Source organism: Streptomyces sp. NBC_01551 (assembly GCF_026339935.1).
Classification (GTDB): Bacteria; Actinomycetota; Actinomycetes; order Streptomycetales; family Streptomycetaceae; genus Streptomyces.
In genome coordinates this window covers 6,105,651-6,123,392 of sequence record NZ_JAPEPX010000001.1, presented here as the reverse complement: position 1 = coordinate 6,123,392, position 17,742 = coordinate 6,105,651, and the positions used below count along the sequence as shown (strand labels likewise).

At 73.2% G+C, this 17,742-nt stretch carries 15 protein-coding genes and 1 riboswitch; all 15 genes read right to left on the bottom strand.

Annotated elements, in window-relative coordinates:
- Positions 1 to 28: 28 nt before the first annotated feature.
- The 15 genes from OG982_RS27590 to OG982_RS27520 all read right to left on the bottom strand — a co-directional run bounded on the left by OG982_RS27590 (position 29) and on the right by OG982_RS27520 (position 17,244).
- Entirely contained in the window at positions 29 to 991 is a 963-nt protein-coding gene (locus OG982_RS27590; protein WP_266782306.1) for an endo alpha-1,4 polygalactosaminidase, read from the bottom strand.
- A complete protein-coding gene (locus OG982_RS27585) occupies positions 988 to 1,650 on the bottom strand; it encodes a spherulation-specific family 4 protein (RefSeq protein ID WP_266782308.1) in 663 nt (220 codons plus the stop codon). The genes OG982_RS27590 and OG982_RS27585 overlap by 4 nt, the downstream gene beginning before the upstream one ends.
- Positions 1,647 to 2,558: an NAD(P)-dependent oxidoreductase gene (locus tag OG982_RS27580; RefSeq protein WP_266782310.1), complete on the bottom strand. Its 912-nt coding sequence runs from the start codon at positions 2,556 to 2,558 to the stop codon at positions 1,647 to 1,649. Before OG982_RS27580 ends, OG982_RS27585 begins: the two co-directional genes overlap by 4 nt.
- Positions 2,559 to 2,565: 7 nt before the next feature.
- Positions 2,566 to 3,279: a sugar phosphate nucleotidyltransferase gene (locus OG982_RS27575; RefSeq protein WP_266782312.1), complete on the bottom strand. Its 714-nt coding sequence runs from the start codon at positions 3,277 to 3,279 to the stop codon at positions 2,566 to 2,568.
- Positions 3,280 to 3,357: 78 nt separating this feature from the next.
- On the bottom strand, positions 3,358 to 4,359 hold the full coding sequence (locus OG982_RS27570; protein WP_266782314.1) for a GDP-mannose 4,6-dehydratase: 1,002 nt from the start codon (positions 4,357 to 4,359) through the stop codon (positions 3,358 to 3,360).
- Between the two features lie 139 nt (positions 4,360 to 4,498).
- Positions 4,499 to 5,911, bottom strand: coding sequence for a hypothetical protein (locus OG982_RS27565; protein ID WP_266782316.1), 1,413 nt, complete (start codon positions 5,909 to 5,911; stop codon positions 4,499 to 4,501).
- Positions 5,908 to 7,500: a GT4 family glycosyltransferase PelF gene (gene pelF / locus OG982_RS27560; RefSeq protein ID WP_266782318.1), complete on the bottom strand. Its 1,593-nt coding sequence runs from the start codon at positions 7,498 to 7,500 to the stop codon at positions 5,908 to 5,910. The genes OG982_RS27565 and pelF overlap by 4 nt, the downstream gene beginning before the upstream one ends.
- A gap of 83 nt (positions 7,501 to 7,583) precedes the next feature.
- Positions 7,584 to 9,731 (bottom strand): hypothetical protein, encoded by a 2,148-nt coding sequence (locus OG982_RS27555; protein ID WP_266782320.1) that lies wholly within the window; start codon positions 9,729 to 9,731, stop codon positions 7,584 to 7,586.
- 258 nt (positions 9,732 to 9,989) lie between these two features.
- On the bottom strand, positions 9,990 to 10,514 hold the full coding sequence (locus OG982_RS27550) for a hypothetical protein (RefSeq protein WP_266782322.1): 525 nt from the start codon (positions 10,512 to 10,514) through the stop codon (positions 9,990 to 9,992).
- A gap of 224 nt (positions 10,515 to 10,738) precedes the next feature.
- Entirely contained in the window at positions 10,739 to 11,677 is a 939-nt protein-coding gene (locus OG982_RS27545) for an alpha/beta hydrolase (protein ID WP_266782324.1), read from the bottom strand.
- 135 nt (positions 11,678 to 11,812) lie between these two features.
- Positions 11,813 to 12,610: an enoyl-CoA hydratase gene (locus tag OG982_RS27540; RefSeq protein WP_266782326.1), complete on the bottom strand. Its 798-nt coding sequence runs from the start codon at positions 12,608 to 12,610 to the stop codon at positions 11,813 to 11,815.
- Positions 12,607 to 13,530: a 3-hydroxyisobutyrate dehydrogenase gene (gene mmsB, locus OG982_RS27535; protein WP_266782328.1), complete on the bottom strand. Its 924-nt coding sequence runs from the start codon at positions 13,528 to 13,530 to the stop codon at positions 12,607 to 12,609. The genes OG982_RS27540 and mmsB overlap by 4 nt, the downstream gene beginning before the upstream one ends.
- A complete protein-coding gene (locus tag OG982_RS27530) occupies positions 13,527 to 14,603 on the bottom strand; it encodes an enoyl-CoA hydratase/isomerase family protein (protein WP_266782330.1) in 1,077 nt (358 codons plus the stop codon). Before OG982_RS27530 ends, mmsB begins: the two co-directional genes overlap by 4 nt.
- Positions 14,600 to 15,757: an acyl-CoA dehydrogenase family protein gene (locus OG982_RS27525; protein ID WP_266782332.1), complete on the bottom strand. Its 1,158-nt coding sequence runs from the start codon at positions 15,755 to 15,757 to the stop codon at positions 14,600 to 14,602. Before OG982_RS27525 ends, OG982_RS27530 begins: the two co-directional genes overlap by 4 nt.
- Positions 15,754 to 17,244: a CoA-acylating methylmalonate-semialdehyde dehydrogenase gene (locus OG982_RS27520; protein ID WP_266949556.1), complete on the bottom strand. Its 1,491-nt coding sequence runs from the start codon at positions 17,242 to 17,244 to the stop codon at positions 15,754 to 15,756. Before OG982_RS27520 ends, OG982_RS27525 begins: the two co-directional genes overlap by 4 nt.
- A 224-nt stretch (positions 17,245 to 17,468) precedes the next feature.
- Positions 17,469 to 17,648, bottom strand: a riboswitch (cobalamin riboswitch).
- Positions 17,649 to 17,742 lie beyond the last annotated feature (94 nt).

Genomic DNA, 17,742 nt, shown 5'->3' with positions numbered 1-17,742 from the left:
CGGCCTCGGCCGCTGTGCGGAGCCGTCTTCAGGGGCAGGCCTTGCGCCAGGTGTCGAGTTCGGGCTTCTTCAGCATCGAGGACAGGTTGAGCTCGCGGGACTCGGGGCAGAAGGCCGCGGGCGTGCCCTCGTACTCGACGTGGAAGACGGCCTTGCCCGCCTTGACGAAGGGGGTCAGCGCGTCGCACTCGCCGAACTGGGCGCACTCCTCGTTGACGGCGAAGTCGAAGTCGCCGACGAGCTGGGGGATCTGTGGCAGGTCGTTCTTGAGGCCGACCGACAGTCCGCGGGCATGGGCGATCTCGGCGATCATGCGGTTGTACGCGAGCTGGTGCGCGGCCGTCAGCGGGAAGCCGGTGTGGTTGCCGTAGCCCTCCATCAGGTCGGGCTCCACTGCGTCGAAGCCCTTCTCGCGGCACATGTCGAAGCGCCGCTCCATGATCGGGCGCAGCAGGTCGAGCCGGCGGATGTCCAGCCAGCGCTCGCCGCGCCAGCCGTTGGGTTCGCCGAGGAGCGCGCCCGGGAACGCGTCCCGGTCGGGCCGGAAGTCCTCCCAGGCCCCGACGTTGACGTAGCAGATCACCTTCCGGCCGTCCCGGTGCAGCCGGGCCACGTCCGCCGCCGAGTTCTCGAAGCCGTCGATGTCGTAGACGGGCACGTCGACCGTGGGGTCGGAGCGTCCGTTCAGCTGCCACTGCCAGGCGAGGCCGGGCTTCGGCCGCCACCGTGCCCTGGCCTGGTCGCCCGGTGCGGGCGAGGCCCCGCCGGACGGGGACGCCGGCGGCGAGGGGGAGCCCGACGGCGCGGTGGATGGGGACGGGGAAGAGGAAGGGGAGGACGGGGGCGCGGTCGTGGGCGTGGACGGGGACGACGTCGGTCTCCCGGACGGGGCCGGTGTGTCGTCGTCGCCCTCCGAGGCGGAACAGCCCGTCAGGACCAGGGCCGTCAGGGCGGCCAGCAGGCCGGCCCGAGCCGGTAACGTACGGTTCATCGCTCCATCCCGGTGAGTGCGGGGGTCAACTGGTTCCAGGGGTTGGGTGGTTCGCCCGTCACCGGGCCCGACACCGCCGCGCCCCGCTCGTTCGCGGTGCGCACCGCGAGCGGGATCAGGGCCTCGGGCACCCCGTAGACGAGGTGGCAGAACCGCTCGGGCTGGTGCCGCGCCGTCCAGGCCGGCCGGGCGAAGGCCGAGACGTACGTCGACCAGTGCCCTTCGAAGGTGACGGTCAGATCGGCGAGGCGCACATACCCGGCCGTGGGGTGGACGCCCGGGTTGAGCACCACGGTCGTCACCCCGGCCCGGCGCAGCGACCGGACCAGCCGGCGGCAGGCGGGCAGCCCCTGCGGGGTCGCCGTCACCCGGTCGAGGAAGCAGCCGTCGGCCGCGTACCACTCCTGGTGCCGGAGCATCTCGTGCATGACCTCGGCCTGGCTGCGGGCCCCGTAGGCGGTGTCCACGTACCCGAGCAGCCGGGCCCCGGCCGCCCGGAGCGCGGCGGCCGCGGCGGTGAAGGCCGGGTCGGGGCGGGTGCCCGGCCCGTCGGCGGGGTTGATCACCACCCCGTACGTGTCGGCGGCGCCCGTGATCAGGCGGTGCCAGGCACCGGGCTCCTCGGCGGGGTGGACGTACAGCGGAACGAGCAGGCTCACGGTGTGCCGATGCTTTCCGCGGCCGTCGCCGCCCACAGCGCGGCGAGCGTGTCGCCGAGCCCGTGGGCCGGGCGCCAGCCGAGGGCCTCGGCTGCCGCGGTGATGTCGGAGCACTGCCACGACACCTGGGCCGAGCGGGCCGATCCGCCCGCCTCCGCCTCCTCGATCCGCCCCCGGAAACCGGCCCTGGCGGCGAGGACGCGCACCAGTGCGCGGACCGGGACGGCGCGCCCGGAGCCGATGTTCAGTACGGGCGGCAGCGGGCCGGGCGCGGTGACCGCGAGCGCCACCGCCTGCGCGACGTCGCGTACGTCCACGAAGTCCCGGTGGGCGGACAGGTCGCCCAGCCGCAGCACCGCTTCGGGATCCGGGCCCGCCTCGCGCAGCAGCGCGGCGATGCGGCCCGGCAGTCCGGTGAGCGGGGCTCCGGGTCCCACGGGGTTGCCCACCCGCAGGACCACCGCGTCCAGGCCGGAGGAGGTCACCGCGACCGTGCCGGCCAGCTTCGTCGCGCCGTACGGGCCGACCGGGCGGGTTGCGGCCCACTCCGTCACCCGGGTGTCCGGTTCGCCGGGGCCGTACTCGGCGGCCGAGCCCAGGTGGACCAGGCGCGCCGCGGGCGCCGCCTCGCGCAGCGCGGCGCACAGGGCGGCGGGGCCGCGGGCGTTGACCTCGGCGAGCGTCACGGCGTCCCCGCCGGTGGCGCCGGCGCAGTTGACCACCACGTCGGGTGCCGCGGCGGCCAGGGTGGCCGCCAGCCGTTCGGGCCGGTCGGCGGCGAGGTCGACGCCGAAGTCGGCGTCGGGCGAGCGACCGCCGTCGAACACCCGCGCGCCCGGGAGGGCGCGCAGGCGGTCGACGACGTGGGCGCCCAGGTAGCCGGTTCGGCCCAGGACGAGAATGCGCATGACGTGCTCAGGCTCCCTTGAGCAGCAGGGACTTGCGGCTGGTGAACTCGGCGTTGGCCCGGTCGTAGTCGTCGGGGCGGCCTATGTCGAGCCAGTAGCCGTCGAACGCGTAGGAGTGCGGGAGGTTCCCGCTGCCCAGCAGGTCGAGGACGAGCTCGTCGAAGCCGAGCGGCAGGCCGGGCGTGTAGTGGTCGAGGGTGGCCCGGCTCAGGCCGTACACCCCCATGGAGACGTGGTAGTCCATGCTCGGCTTCTCGGTGAAGCCGACCACGCGGCTGGCGTCGGTGGTCAGGACCCCGAAGTCGATGTGCACCTTGCGGGGGTAGGTGGCGATGGTCAGGGGCGCGCCCGATTCCTCGTGGCTGCGCAGCACGTCGGCGTAGTCGAGGTCGGTGAGGACGTCGCCGTTCATGACGAGGAAGGTCTCGGGCAGTCTGTCGCGCAGGTTCAGCAGCGGGCCCATGGTGCCCAGCGGGCTCTCCTCCGTCGCGTAGTCGATGCTCATGCCCCACTGCGAGCCGTTGCCGACGTAGGCGCGGATGATCTCGCCCAGGTGACCGATGGCGATGGTGCAGCGGGTGAAGCCGGCCCGCGAGAGCTGGCGCAGCACGATCTCCAGGATGGCGTGCTGGTCGCCGATGGGGACGAGCGGCTTGGGCAGGGCGGTGGTGTAGGGCCGTAGCCGAACGCCCTTGCCGCCCGCCAGGATCACTGCGTACATGGGGTCTCCTCCTTGGTCGCGTGGGGGGACGGTGAGTGAGTGACGTGGGGATGTCGGTGAACGTCGGCGGTACGCGCGTCAGATGTTGTAGATGCCCGTTTTGTAGCGGGCCAGGTTGGCCGGGTCGCGGAAGAACTCGACCGTGTGCGCGAGGCCTTGCTCCAGGGTGTGCGCCGGCTTCCAGCCGGTGGCGGCGGTGAGCCGGCTCGCGTCGGCGACCAGCCGCATCACCTCGGAGTTGGCGGGCCGCAGCCGCTCGCTGTCCTCGCGCACGTCGATCGGTACGTCCATCACCTTGCCGATCAGCGCGACCAGGTCGCCGACCGAGATCTCCCCGCCGGTACCGGAGTTGAAGGTGCGGCCCACGACCTGCTCGGCGGGCGCGGTGCCCGCCGCGAGGAAGGCCTGCGCGGTGTCGCGGACGTAGCTGAAGTCGCGGGTGGGCCGCAGGTCGCCGAGGGTGATGGCGCGTTCCCCGGCGGCCACCTGGCCGATGACGGTGGGGATCACCGCGCGCATCGACTGCCGGGGCCCGTAGGTGTTGAACGGGCGGAGCGTGACCACCGGGGTGCCGAAGCTCGCGTGGTAGCTGTCGGCCAGCCGGTCCCCGCCCGCCTTCGAAGCGGCGTACGGGGACTGTGTGTTGATGGGGTGGTCCTCGGTGATCGGCACGGTCTGCGCGGTGCCGTACGTCTCGCTGGTGGAGGTGTGCACGAGGCGGGGCGTGCCGAGCGCGCGGACGGCCTCCAGCACGTTGAGGGTGCCGGTGACGTTGGTGTCGACGTAGCTGTGCGGCGCCCGGTAGGAGTACGGGATGGCGATCAGCGCGGCGAGGTGGTAGGCGGATTCGGCGCCTTCGAGCAGTCCGCGGACGGAGCCGGGGTCCCGGACGTCACCGAGGACGATCTCGACCTGGTCGAGGACGTCCGGGGCCAGCGTCTCCAGCCATCCGTACGAGGAGAAGGAGTTGTACTGGGCCATGGCCCGGACCCGGTATCCGCGGGCGACCAGGGCCTCGGTGAGGTGGGAGCCGATGAAGCCTTCGGCTCCGGTGACGGCGGCGAGCGGTGCGGAGGTCAACTGACGTGCCCTTCTTGTGGGTTGCATGGTCAGGCAGGTACGTGGTCAGGCGAGTGCGTGGTCAGGCAGGTGCGTGGTCAGGCGGGTGCGCCTTGTGGCAGGCGCGCGTCGTGCCGGGTGCGCGGTGTGGCAGGGGTGGTCAGGCGTGCCGGGCCGGGCGGCCGAGGATCCACAGCGCGCAGCCGGCCAGGCTCAGCGCGGCGGCGCCGCAGCTCAGCGGCAGGATCAGCGGGCCCGGGGGGCCGAGGAGCGTGACCGCGCCCGCGGCGCCGGCGGCCGTCAGGCAGATGACGGCGGGCGGCCAGGCCACCCCGAAGGCCTGGAGCAGCAACGCGGTCCACAGGGTGGCCGCGAGCAGCATCAGCGCGGCCGGGCCGGCTCCGGTGAGCAGTGCCACGGGGAGCAGGAGCAGTACGTAGGCGCCCAGGCAGAGGCCGAGTACGCCGGCCGACCGCAGCAGGAAGCCGGCGGGTGTCGCGGCCGCGCCGAGCGCGCTGACCGACATGCCGCGGAAGCGGTAGAGCAGCCATTCGGCCGGCCCCATGCTCACGGTCAGCGCGATCACCGCGTACGGCTCCTGACGCCCCTCCAGCAGCACCAGCACCGCCGCGGCCAGCCCGAACAGCCCGTACGGGAGGGACCGCAGCAGCCGGGGCCGGGCGCCGGCGTCCCCGACCGCCGCCGGGGCGGCGTACGCGGCGCGCAGCGCCCGGCCGGCCGCGGCGAGCGTCCCGGCGAGTGCGAGCGCCGGCAGGCCGACGCGCAGCGGGCGTCCCGGTTCCCACCACGGCAGCGCGGCGCCCCCCACGATCAGCGGGGTGAGCGCGGCCAGCAGCAAGCGCTCCCGGCCCAGCACGAGCAGGATTCCGGCGGCCGCCAGGTAGAGCGACTGGAGGGCCGCCGCCCAGATCGCCGGCCCGCCGCCCGCCGGCACCGCGGCGGCCGCCGTGGCGACGACGGCGCCGACCGGGGCTCCCACCAGCAGCGTCCGGCCGGCCTCGCGCTGCCCGGCCACCATCCGCAGATAGGCCCGGTGCCCGAGGGCCTGGCCCCACGCCCAGGAGACGATCCCGGCGAGGATCAGCGCGGCGGCGTCCCGGCTCGGGTGCCACAGCGGCGCGGTGAGCAGGTACGCCAGCCCGGGGAGGGCGAAGAGCACGCCGCGCAGCAGGCAGCGCACGGTGTCCGGCCGCCACGGGTCCGGCGTCGTGGCGGGTTCCGGGAAGACCCGGGGCACCCGCTCGTACAGCGCGGCCGCGAGGGAGAAGATGTTCGGGTGCCCGTACCGCTCCCGGATCATGTCGGCGGACAGGCCCTCGGCCTCCAGCAGGGCGGCCACCTCGTACGGGTGGACGGCGGGGCCGACGCGGTCGGCCAGTTCGGCGGCGAGCCGGCTGACCTCCTCCTCGTTGGGCCCGAACCCGGGCAGCCGCAGGGTGAGCGTGGTGTCGGGCCGCAGGCGGCGCGCCGGGCGCCGGCTGGTGTCGGCCAGCCGGAGCGCCAGCGTGTCCTGTTCGGTTCCGCCGGGTTCGAGTGCCATCGGCCCGCTCATCCGGCCATGCTCCCCGCGACGGGCGCCGACGAGGGCGCCGTCTCGATCGGCGTGGGCGCCGGCGTACGGACGCCGGAGGTCTGCGCGGTCCGCGAGGTGTGCGCGGTCCTGGCCGTCCGCGCGTTCCGGGACAGCTGCGAGATCCGTTCGAGTTCCGGCAGTTCCAGGTAGATGGAGCGGAAGGTGTCGATGGTCTGGCGCAGGGTGAACTGCTCGATGACCCGCAGCCGCGCCCCCTCCCCCATCGCCGCGCGCCTCGGGGCGTCGCCCAGCAGTTCCAGGGCGGCCTCCGCCATGGCGGCCGGGTCGCGCGGCGGGACCACCAGGCCCGTCTCGCCGACGGCCTCCCGCACCCCGCCCACGTCGGTGGAGACGGTCGCCCGCCCGCAGGACATGGCCTCGATGAGGGTGAAGGGGAAGCCTTCGCTGATGCTGGAGAGCATCACGACGTTGCCCGCCGCGTAGGCGTCCTTGATGTCGTCGACCCGGCCTTCGAAGGTGACCGCGTCCGCGTGCCCGAGGTCGCGGGCCAGTGCCTCGCAGCGCTCGCGGTACGCCTCGCCGCCGCGCGGCGTCCCGCCGAACAGGCGCAGCCTGGCCTCGGGCACCCGCTCCCTGACGAGGGCGAAGGCGCGGATCAGGGTCTCCAGGTCCTTGATCGGGTCGACCCGGCCGGCCCAGCTGAGGGTCGGCGCGTCCGGCTCCGGCCCGGCCGGCGGGAAGGCGGCGGGGTCGACCCCGTTGTAGACGGTACGGATGGCCTGCGGGTCGGCGCCGCCCTGCTCCTCCCACAGCCGGTTGTAGCGGTTGCCCGGGGTGACCAGGGCGGCCCGCCGGTAGCTCTCCTCGGCCAGCAGCCGGAAGAAGCCGAGGACGACGGCCTTCACCGGCCAGCGGTACGGGGCGGTTCGGTAGCCGAGGTAGCGCTCCCGCAGGTAGACGCCGTGCTCGGTCAGCAGCAGCGGGACGCCGTGCCGTTCCAGCGCGGCCAGCCCGGGCAGCACGGCGACGCCGCCGCTGACCGCGTGGGCCACCCCGTGTTCCGGCGGCGGCGCGGCCAGCGGGCGCAGCGCGTGTTCCAGCAGGGAGGTCGCGGTGAGCGCGTCGTGCAGGGTCGGCCGGGCCTCGCGCACGGCGAGCCCGGGCCGGTTCCAGACGGCCGCGAGGACGGATATCGCGTGGTCACCGCGGAGGAACGGACTGAGGGTGCCGTCGGCGGCGGCTCGGGCCATCGTGTACAGCGCGGGGGCGAACCCGTCCTCGGCGCAGGGGTCGAGGAGCGCCGTCAGGAACTGCTCGTAGGCGGCGGACAGCCGGCGGTGGGCGCGTCCCCGGGGGGCGCGGCCCTCCGGCGGGGCGCCCCACATCGGAACGGGTGTGACGCCCACGACGTGGCCGGGCAGCTCCCAGACCACGGGTTCGCGGCCGGTGCCGGTGACGGCTATGACGTCGAAGTCGAGGTCGGGCATGCCCTGGACGAGTTGGTCGCACCAGACGCTGACACCGCCGTGACTGTGGGGATAGGTGCCTTCGGTGAGCAGGGTGACGTGCGTCGCGCCGGGGCGCCGCGCGCCGCGGTGAACGTGCATGGGTGTGCTCCACGGCCGGTGTGTGGGGTGGTCGGTGCGGTCCCGGCCTGGGGCGGAGTGGCCGGGACCGCGGGGTACGCCGTTCAGCCCCGGGCGTCGTCGGCGCCGCCCTCGCGCACGGCCGCCGGGACGTGGGCGGCCGGGGCGGGCGCGGAGGCCGGAGCCGGGCGGGCGGGGGCGGTCGCCGCGGACGGGGCCGCGGGCGCCGTCGACGGCAGGGCGAGGGTCAGCGGCGTGCCGGCCGAGGTGGTCCAGCCGGAGGCTTGGCCCGCGTACGGGCTGCCGAAGGCGGCGCCGCCCGCACCGCCCAGCCGGGTGCCGGCGGGCAGGCTCGCGGTGACCTCGACGCCGTTCGGCGCCGTGACGGTGACGGTGTCGCCGATGCGGTACGCGGTGACCTGACCGGCCTGGAGGGCGGTCTTCCAGGCCGCGCGGCGCCCCAGCTCGGCGCCGATGTCCTTCATCCGCTGGTTCACCAGGGGCGTGTTGGCGGCGAACAGGGCGTCGTAGCCGTCGATGACGCCGTTCAGCACCGGGTACGCGAGGCGTTCCTCGGCCAGGTTGGACTGGTGGATGAAGTGCGGCTTCGGGTCGTTGGCGAGCACGTGCCCGAGGGCGGTGCGGGTCTCCAGCGGCACGATGTGGCCGGCGTATCCGGTGGCCGTGTCGAGCGGCGCGGACAGACAGGTGGTGGTGTCGGCGTGGTCCTCGCAGATGCCGCTGCCGCCCTGGGCCCGGGAGCTGTAGATCCAGTTGTACTCGTCGACCGCCTCGGCGGCCTTCCCGACGTTGTAGTAGACGTTCATCGGGTAGCGGGCGACGGTGGAGGCCGAGCCGATCCGGCGCTGCTCGGGGTCCCGGGAGTTGTCGGAGGCGAGCCACTTGACGCCGTTGCCGGTCACGGAGAGGGCGAGGTTGGGGTTGTCCTGGGTCTGCTGCGGCAGGACCGCCATGCCCGAGTGCTCACCGGTGACCAGTTCGTCGGTCTCCAGGGGCAGGCCGAAGCTCTGGCCCCAGACGCGGTTGAGGACGATCTCGTCGTCGATGGCGGTGCGGCTGACCCACTTGGTGCCGCCGCCCGGGTTGGTGGCGCACCGCCAGGGCACCACGCTGGTGTCCTGCTCGCAGCCGAGGAAGGCGTGCGTGTAGGTGTGGTTGACCCAGCGGAACTGGTTGCGGTCGGCCTGGAGCTTGTCGGCCAGTTCGTCGACGCCGTCGTGGTCCTCGCGCTGGTCCAGGCTGCCGGCGCCGTTGTAGACCATGTCGAGGGTGAAGCCCTTGCCGCTCTGCCAGTTCTTGGCGTATTCGGCGTCCGCCGCCGTCATGCGGATCGGGTTGGGCGTGCCCGCGCCGGCCGCGCAGTCGACGTCGCCGGGGGTGCAGTTGAGCTGGGTGTCCCAGCGGTCGTCGGCGGCGAAGACGTCGTCGACGTGGACGGAGAAGTAGTTGCGGGAGGCGCCCAGGTGCACGCCGCCGGTCATCCACTCCACGATGCCGCGGGCCAGCAGCCGGAACTGCTGCTGGTAGCGGTTGTAGACGAAGGTCACGACGAGTTCGCGCCGGCCGTCGTGCCGGTACTCGCCGACCAGCGACCCGCGCCGCGTGGTGCCCGGTATGGGGGCGTCGACGTACGGGGTGAAGTCCGCGCCGGGCGCGGGCTGCGCGAGGTAGGCGTAGCTCTCTCCCACGGTCGGCGAGTTGTCCTCGAAGGGCACCGCTCCTTCGAGGTAGCCGAACGCCCCGGAGCGGCCCGCGGCGGTGGCCGTGGCCTGCGCGCCGTCGACGCTGCCCGCGTAGCCGCCGGAGGCGAAGTACTGGAGGCCGACCGCGGGGCGCGCCCAGGTGTAGGCGTCGACCTGCGGGATCGCGTAGGTCTGCTCGTAGGCGGCCAGGGCCGACATCTCGGCGGAGCCCGCCGCGAACGGGTTGTCGTTGGGCAGGACGACGGCCTGGTACTTCGCGCGCGGCCGGCCGTCCACGGTGTCGGCGAGGAACGCCGGGTTGATCGTGGGACGGTCGGACCGTGTCAGGTCCACCTGTGTGTACGGCGTTCCCGTCGACTCCAGCTCCGCCGTGATGGCCTGGACGGCCGGACCGCCGTCGGTCACGACCAGCACCCGCAGATCGACGCGGGGCGTGGTGGTGTCGGCGTGCGCCGTGGCGGTCGGCAGGCCGAGGGCGGCGATGAGCGCGCCCACCGTTAACGCGGTGGTGCGAAGGCTTCGCTTCATGCGGTGCAGTCCCCTCCCGGGCAGGGGTGAGCGCGGCCAGCGCGAAGCGGACGCTCCCCCTTGCGCGACGCCGGTGTCCCCCTCAGAAACCAGTCGTCGACGCATCCGTCGCGTCACATAGTGATGCCTCTGTGTAGCTTTCGTGGTGGTGTTGCGAAAACCCGTGGAAAAACGCAGGTAACCAACCGTGCGACGGTCAGGCCGAATTGACTCGGTCGGGCCGGCGGACCGTCCCCGGTCCGCCGGCCCGGCGGTGCGTCAGGCGCAGAGGACGCGCGTCTCGGGGGTGAAGACCGGTCCGCCGCTGGTGTTGGAGCTGTCGCTGAACTCGGCGTAGTAGTACGAGTAGAAGCCGATGTTGCCGTTGCAGCCGGAGTCGGCGGCGACCTGGAGGGTCAGGGTGACGGTGCGGCTCTGGCCGGGCGGGATGGTGGCGCCGTAGTTGCCGCCGAGGTCGGCCGCGCCGGTGCCGGAGCAGGGCGTGCTGCCGGAGGCGGTGGCGAGGCTGCAGCCGGTGAAGCTGTACTTCAGGTCGGGGCGCTGGGTGGTGAGCCAGGTCGGGGAGATCGTCTGGTAGACGAACCAGACGTCGTAGGTCTTGTTGTTGGTGATCGTCATCGAGAGGTTCACCGTGCCACCGGGGGTGGTGGTGGCGCTGTTGGTCGCGAACGTCAGGGCGGCCGGGGCGGGGTCGGCGCTCGCGGCGGGGGCGAGGCCGAAGAGGGCCAGGACGAAGGCGAGGACGGTGGCGAGGCCGAGGCGGCTCTTCAGAGGTGATCGCATGGCCCGGGAGGCTAGGCAAGCCGAGAGCGTGCCGTCTGCCCCTGGCAGTTGCCACGGGCGCGGAACGGCCTGAAGTGTGCGCCCTGTGAAGGTCCTGCGGCGGACATGTGAAGAATGATCACGTACCGTATACACACAGCCCACGCACGGTACCGAACGGGGCACCCGGACTCAAACACCCCCCGGCACCCCGAGATCGGCGATTGGCGTGTACACAACATTCGTCAGGCGAGGGCCTCGCGCAGGGTGTCGGCCGCGAGGCCGATGGCGAGCTCCGCGGCCCGGGTCTCGCGCAGGGCGTTCAGCATCACGAAGTCGTGGATGGCCCCCTGTACCCGCAGGGCGGTGACCGGCACTCCGGCGGCGCGGAGCCTGGCCGCGTACGCCTCGCCCTCGTCGCGCAGGACGTCGGCCTCGGCCGTGATGACCAGCGCGGGCGGCAGCCCGGTGAGCTCGTCCAGCGAAGCCCGCAGTGGCGAGGCGGTGATCTGGGCGCGCTCGGCCTCGTCCGTCGTGTACTGGTCCCAGAACCACTTCATGCCCTCACGGCGCAGGTAGTGGTCCTCGGCGAACTGCCGGTACGACTCGGTGTCGAAGGCGGCGTCGGTGACCGGGTAGAAGAGCACCTGGTGGACGAGGCGGACGTCGCCCCGCTGCTTGGCCATGAGGGTGAGGGCGGCGCTCATGTTGCCGCCGACCGAGTCCCCCGCGACGGCGATCCGGGTGCCGTCGAGGTCCTTGCCGCTCCCCTCACGGCCGACCCACTGGGCAACGCCGTAGATCTGCTCGATGGCCGCGGGGTAGCGGGCCTCGGGCGAGAGGTCGTACTCGGGAAAGACCACGGCCGCTCCCGCGCCGACCGCGAGCTCGCGAACCAGCCGGTCGTGGGTGTGGGCGTCGCCGAACACCCAGCCCGCCCCGTGGATGTAGACGATGACGGGCAGGGGCCCGGTGGCGCCGCGCGGCCGGACGATCCGGGTGCGGACGCCCCCGGCGGTGATCCACTCCTCGTCGACGTCGGGCAGCGTGACCCCGTCACCACCCTGGAGGTCGTCCAGGGCCTTGCGAGCGTCGGCGACGGGCAGCTCGTACAGGAACGGCGGTTGCGCAGTGGCGTCTGCGAAGGCCTGGGCAGCGGGCTCGAGTACCGGCTTGTTCGGCATGGCGGGAGCGCTCCTTGAGGAAGGCGGGTACGACGCCCACAAGGATCACACCGGCGCCCCCGCCCGCACGGGACCCGATCACAGCGCGTGTCACACCCCCGGGGCCGGCCGATCGCCCCGGGGGTACGACGATCGTCAGCGGTGGTCGAACTCCGGGGACCGCTTCTCGACGAAGGCGGCCATGCCCTCCTTCTGGTCCGCGGTCGCGAACACCGCGTGGAACAGTCGGCGCTCGAAGCGCACTCCCTCGGCGAGCGTGGTCTCGAAGGCCCGGTTCACGGCCTCCTTGGCCATCATCGCGACCGGCGCGGACATGCCGGCGACGGTCTCGGCCACCGCCAGCGCCTCGCCGAGCAGCTCGTCGGCCGGGACGATGCGGGAGACCAGCCCGGCGCGTTCGGCCTCGGCGGCGTCCATGGTGCGGCCGGTCAGGCAGAGCTCCATGGCCTTGGCCTTGCCGACGGCCCGGGTGAGGCGCTGGGAGCCGCCGATGCCCGGGATGACGCCCAGCTTGATCTCCGGCTGGCCGAAAACGGCCGTGTCGGAGGCGAGCAGGATGTCGCAGAGCATCGCCAGCTCGCACCCGCCGCCCAGCGCGTAGCCGGAGACGGCGGCGATGGTGGGGGTGCGCAGGTTGCCGAGGCGGTCCCAGGCGGTGAACCAGTCGCTGAGGTACATGTCCATGTAGCTCAGCGGGCGCATCTCCTTGATGTCGGCGCCCGCCGCGAAGGCCTTCGCGGAGCCGGTGAGGACGATGCAGCCCACGTCGGGGTCCCGGTCGAGGGCCTCGGTGGCGGCGACGACCTCGGTCATGACCCGGAGGTTGAGGGCGTTGAGCGCCTTCGGCCGGTTGAGGGTGAGCAGGGCGGTGCGGCCCTTGCGCTCGACGAGGATCGTCTCGTAGGCGGCGGTGGTGGTGGTCTCGGTCGTCATGCGGGCGATCCGTTCTCTGTGGCAGCCTCTGTGGCAGCGCCCCGGAGGGCGGTAACGATGGCCGAAAAGTCCTGGTCGGCCCCATCCCCGGCGGCGAACGCCGCGTACATCTGCGCCGCGCGCAGCCCCAGTCCGGCGTCGATGCCGCCCGCGCGCAGGGCGTTGGCGGCGAGTCCGAGGTCCTTGGCCATCAGCGGGGCCGCGAAGCCCGGCCGGTAGTCGCGGTTCGCGGGGCTGGCCGGGACCGGGCCGGGGACGGGGCAGTTGGTGGTGAGGGCCCAGCACTGGCCGGAGGCGGTGGAGGCGACGTCGTAGAGCGCCTGGTGGGACAGGCCGAGGCTCTCGCCGAGCACGAAGGCCTCGCTGACGGCGATCATCGAGATGCCGAGGATCATGTTGTTGCAGATCTTCGCGGCCTGGCCGGCGCCCGCGCCTCCGCAGTGCACCGCCTTCTTGCCCATGACGGCAAGCAGTGGTTCCGCCTGGGCGAACTCGGCCGCGCCCCCGCCCGCCATGAAGGTGAGGGTCGCCGCCTCGGCGCCCATCACCCCGCCCGAGACGGGCGCGTCCAGAGCCCGGTGACCGGCGGCCAGGGCCGCCTCGTGGGCGGCGCGCGCGTCGGCCACGTCGATGGTGGAGCAGTCGATGAACAGGGTGCCGGGCTTCGCGGCCGCGAGCAGCCCCTCGTCCCGGTAGAGGGCGAGGACGTGGCGGCCGGCCGGCAGCATGGTGATCACCACGTCCGCCTCGGCGGCGGCCGCCCGTGCGCAGTCCGCGACCTCCACGCCGGCCGCCGAGGCGGCGGCCAGCGCGTCGGGGACGAGGTCGAAGCCGAGCACCCGGTACCCGGCGGCGGCGAGGTTGGCGGCCATCGGGCCGCCCATGTGGCCGAGGCCGACGAAGGCGATCACGGTGGTCACCAGGGCACCTCCTGAAGGGAGTCGGGGGCGGCGGCGAGCCGCAGTTCGCGGCCGGCGCCGAGCGGGGCGAAGTAGCGGGCCACGTCCGCGTCGGTGACCTCGGCCAGGGTGGCCGGCGACCAGCGGGGGGCGCGGTCCTTGTCGATGACCTGGGCCCGGATGCCCTCGACGAGGTCGGCCGCGCCCAGGGCCGCGCAGGAGACGCGGTACTCCTGCTCCAGGACCCGCTCCAGCGGCCCGAGTCCGCGTGCCCGGCGCAGTGCGGCCAGGGTGACCTTGAGCGCTGTCGGGGACTTGGCGGCGAGCGTCGCGGCGGTCTCCTTGGCCGCCGACACACCGCTGCCGAGCAGCCGCTCCACGATCTCCTCGACCGTGTCGGCCGCGTAGCAGTGGTCGATCCACTCGCGGTGCGCCGCCAGCTCCCCGGGCGGCGCCTGCCCGACGCAGGGGGACAGCGCGTCGTGTACGGGTACCCGCGCCAGCTCCGCCACGAGCGCGCCGAGCCGCTCGGCCGGTACGAAGTGGTCCGCGAGCCCGCACAGCAGCGCGTCGGCGGCGCCGACGGGCGCTCCCGTCAGCGCGAGGTGGGTGCCCAGCTCCCCGGGCGCCAAGGCGAGCAGGTAGGTCCCGCCGACGTCGGGGACGAAGCCGATGCCGGTCTCGGGCATGGCGACGCGGGAGCGTTCGGTGACGATCCGCACGGTGCCGTGGGCCGAGATCCCGACGCCGCCGCCCATCACGATGCCGTCCATGAGGGCGACGTACGGCTTGGGGTAGCGGGCGATGAGGGCGTTCAGCCGGTACTCGTCGCGCCAGAAGTCCGCCGAGGCCGTGCCGCCGTCGCGGGCGTCCGCGTGGATGGCGCGGATGTCGCCGCCCGCGCACAGGCCGCGCTCGCCCGCTCCGGAGATCACCACCGCCGCGACGGCCGGATCGTCCCGCCAGCGCCGCAGGGCCTCCTCGACGCGCAGCACCATGGGGTGGCTGAGCGCGTTGAGGGCCTTGGGCCGGTTGAGGGTCAGCACGCCCAGGTGGCCCTCGGTGCGGATGAGGACCTCCTCTTCCGCGGTCATCGCAGGTTCTCCGTCAGGCCGCGGGCGACGATGACGCGCATGATCTCGTTGGTCCCTTCCAGGATCTGGTGCACCCGCAGATCGCGGACGATCTTCTCGATGCCGTATTCGCTCAGGTAGCCGTATCCGCCGTGGAGTTGCAGCGCCCGGTCGGCGACGCTGAAGCCGGTGTCGGTGGCGAAGCGCTTGGCCATGGCGCACAGCTGGGCCGCCTGCGGGTCACCGCGGTCCAGGGCCTCGGCGGCCGTACGGACGAGGGCGCGGGCGGCGGTGAGTTCGGTGGCCATGTCGGCCAGCCGGAACCGCAGCGCCTGCGCGTCGATCAGCCGCGCCCCGAAGGCCTCGCGGTCGGTGAGGTGGACGAGGCTGCGGTCAAGGGCGCTCTGGGCGCCCCCGAGGGAGCAGGCCGCGATGCCGAGGCGGCCGCCGTTGAGGCCGTTCATGGCGATGCGGAAGCCCTCGCCCTCGGCGCCCAGACGCCGGTCGGCGGGGATCCGGACGCCGTCGAGGACCACCTGGCGGGTGGGCTGCGCGTTCCAGCCCATCTTGCGTTCGTTCGGGCCGAACGACAGTCCCGGATCGCCGCGTTCGACGACGAAGGCGGAGACCCCGCCCGGGCCGGCCCCGCCGGTGCGGGCCATCACGATGTACACGTCGGAGGCGCCTGCGCCGGAGATGAACTGCTTCACACCGGTCAGGACGTAGTGGTCGCCGTCCCGTTCGGCGCGGGTGCGCAGGGCCGCCGCGTCGGAGCCGGCGCCGGGCTCGGTGAGGCAGTAGCTGCCCAGGGTGGCGGCGGAGCAGAGGCCGGGCAGCCAGCGGGCGCGCTGGTCCCGGTCCCCGTACCGGTCGATCATCCAGGCGACCATGTTGTGGATGGAGAGGTAGCCGGCGATGGAGGGGCAGCCGGTGGCCAGCACCTCCAGGACGAGGACGCCGTCGGTGCGGGTGAGGCCGGAGCCGCCGGATTCCTCGCGTACGTAGATGCCCGCGAGCCCGAGGGCGGCGGCGCGGCGCAGCACCTCGACGGGGAAGTGTTTGTCCTGGTCCCAGGCGATGGCGTGCGGGGCCAGCTGTTCCTGGGCGAAGTCGAGGGTGACCTCGGCCAGGGCGAGCTGGTCCTTGGTGAGCAGGGTCGTGGTCACGGCGGTCACCCCATCGTCGGGATGGTGAAGCTCGCGCCTTCCTTGACCCCGGAGGGCCAGCGCGAGGTGACGGTCTTGGTGCGGGTGTAGAAGCGGATGGCGTCGGGGCCGTGCTGGCCAAGGTCGCCGAAGCCGGACCGCTTCCAGCCGCCGAAGGTGTGGTAGGCGACGGGGACCGGGATGGGGACGTTGACGCCGACCATGCCGGTGTTGACGCGGCGGGTGAAGTCGCGGGCGGTGTCGCCGTCGCGGGTGAAGATCGCCACGCCGTTGCCGTACGGGTGCTCGCTGGGCAGCCGCAGGGCTTCCTCGTAGTCGGCGGCCCGTACGACGCACAGCACCGGGCCGAAGATCTCCTCGCGGTAGATCCGCATCTGCGGGGTGACGCGGTCGAAGAGGGAGGCTCCGGCAAAGTAGCCGTTCTCGTGTCCGGGGAGGGTGAATCCGCGCCCGTCGACGACGAGTTCGGTGGCGCCGATGCCGACGTAGCGGTTGACCCGGTCGAGGGCGTCGCGGCTGACGAGGGGCCCGAAGTCGGCGTCCGGGTCGTCGGAGGTGCCGATGCGCAGGGCGGCGATGCGTTCCTTGAGCTTGCCCACCAGCGCGTCGGCCGTCTCCTCGCCGACCGGGACGGCGACGGAGATCGCCATGCAGCGCTCGCCGGCGGAGCCGTATCCGGCGCCGATCAGGGCGTCGGCGGCCTGGTCGAGATCGGCGTCCGGCATCACGATCATGTGGTTCTTGGCGCCGCCGAAGCACTGGGCGCGCTTGCCGTGCGCGGCGGCGGTGGCGTAGATGTGCGCGGCGATCGGGGTGGAGCCGACGAAGCCGAGGGCCTGGACGCGGGGGTCCTCCAACAGGGTGTCGACGGCTTCCTTGCCGCCGTTGACAACGTTGAGCACGCCGGGCGGCAGACCGGCCTCCAGGAACAGCTCGGCGAGCCGCAGCGGTACGGAGGGGTCGCGCTCGGAAGGCTTGAGGATGAAGGCGTTTCCGCAGGCCAGGGCGGGAGCGGCCTTCCACAGCGGGATCATCGCGGGGAAGTTGAACGGGGTGATCCCGGCGACCACCCCGAGCGGGCCGCGCAGCGAGTGCACGTCGATGCCGGTGCCGGCGTTGTCGCTGAACTCCCCCTTGAGCAGGTGCGGGATCCCGGCGGCGAACTCGACCACCTCCAGGCCGCGTTGCAGGTCACCGTGCGCGTCGGCGACGGTCTTGCCGTGCTCGGCGGACAACAGCCTGGCCAGCGCGTCGCGTTCGCCCTCGACGAGCTGGAGGAAGCGCAGCATGACGCGGGCGCGGCGCTGCGGGTTCCACTGGCCCCATTCCGCCTGCGCTTCCTCGGCGTTGGCGATCGCCGCCTCGGTGTCGGCGCGCCCGGCCAGGGGGACCCTGGCCTGTACCGCGCCGGTGTTGGGGTCGTACACGTCGGCGAAGAGACCGGACGTTCCGGTGGTGTGCTTTCCGCCGATGAAATGGGTGAGCTCGCGGACCATCGATGCCTGCTCTCGTCAGGTGAGATCCGAGGAAGGCGCGGCAGGCGGCGGCGGCGCACCGATCGGGGTGCGCGCCGCTGGGCAGACCGCGGGACAGTGAAGGCGCTGGGGCCTTCGTCGAGTCACGAACGCGCGGACAGGGCCGCGCACTTCGGGTACTCCGCCGGATCACCTGGGCCGTGGTCACGTACCGGTGCCATGCGTGTCTGCTCCATCCTCGTGGACAACACGGAACACCCCACGGCCGGTATCCTGACTCCCGGATCAGCGCGCGCTCTCCGGCCTTCCCGACGGATCACTCCGTCAGTGGCCTGAACTGCTGGAAGAGCACACTCCCCGGTCACAGTGGCGGGACCGCGCCGGATTCACACCGGCTTCCCTGCACCGCGGGCTTGTCACGAACATATAGTTGGACGTCCTAGTAAGTCCACCCCCACCCGCGGCGCGGGCGTGTGAAAGCCCCCGGGACCACGGGCGGAACATTCCCTGCGCTCGGAG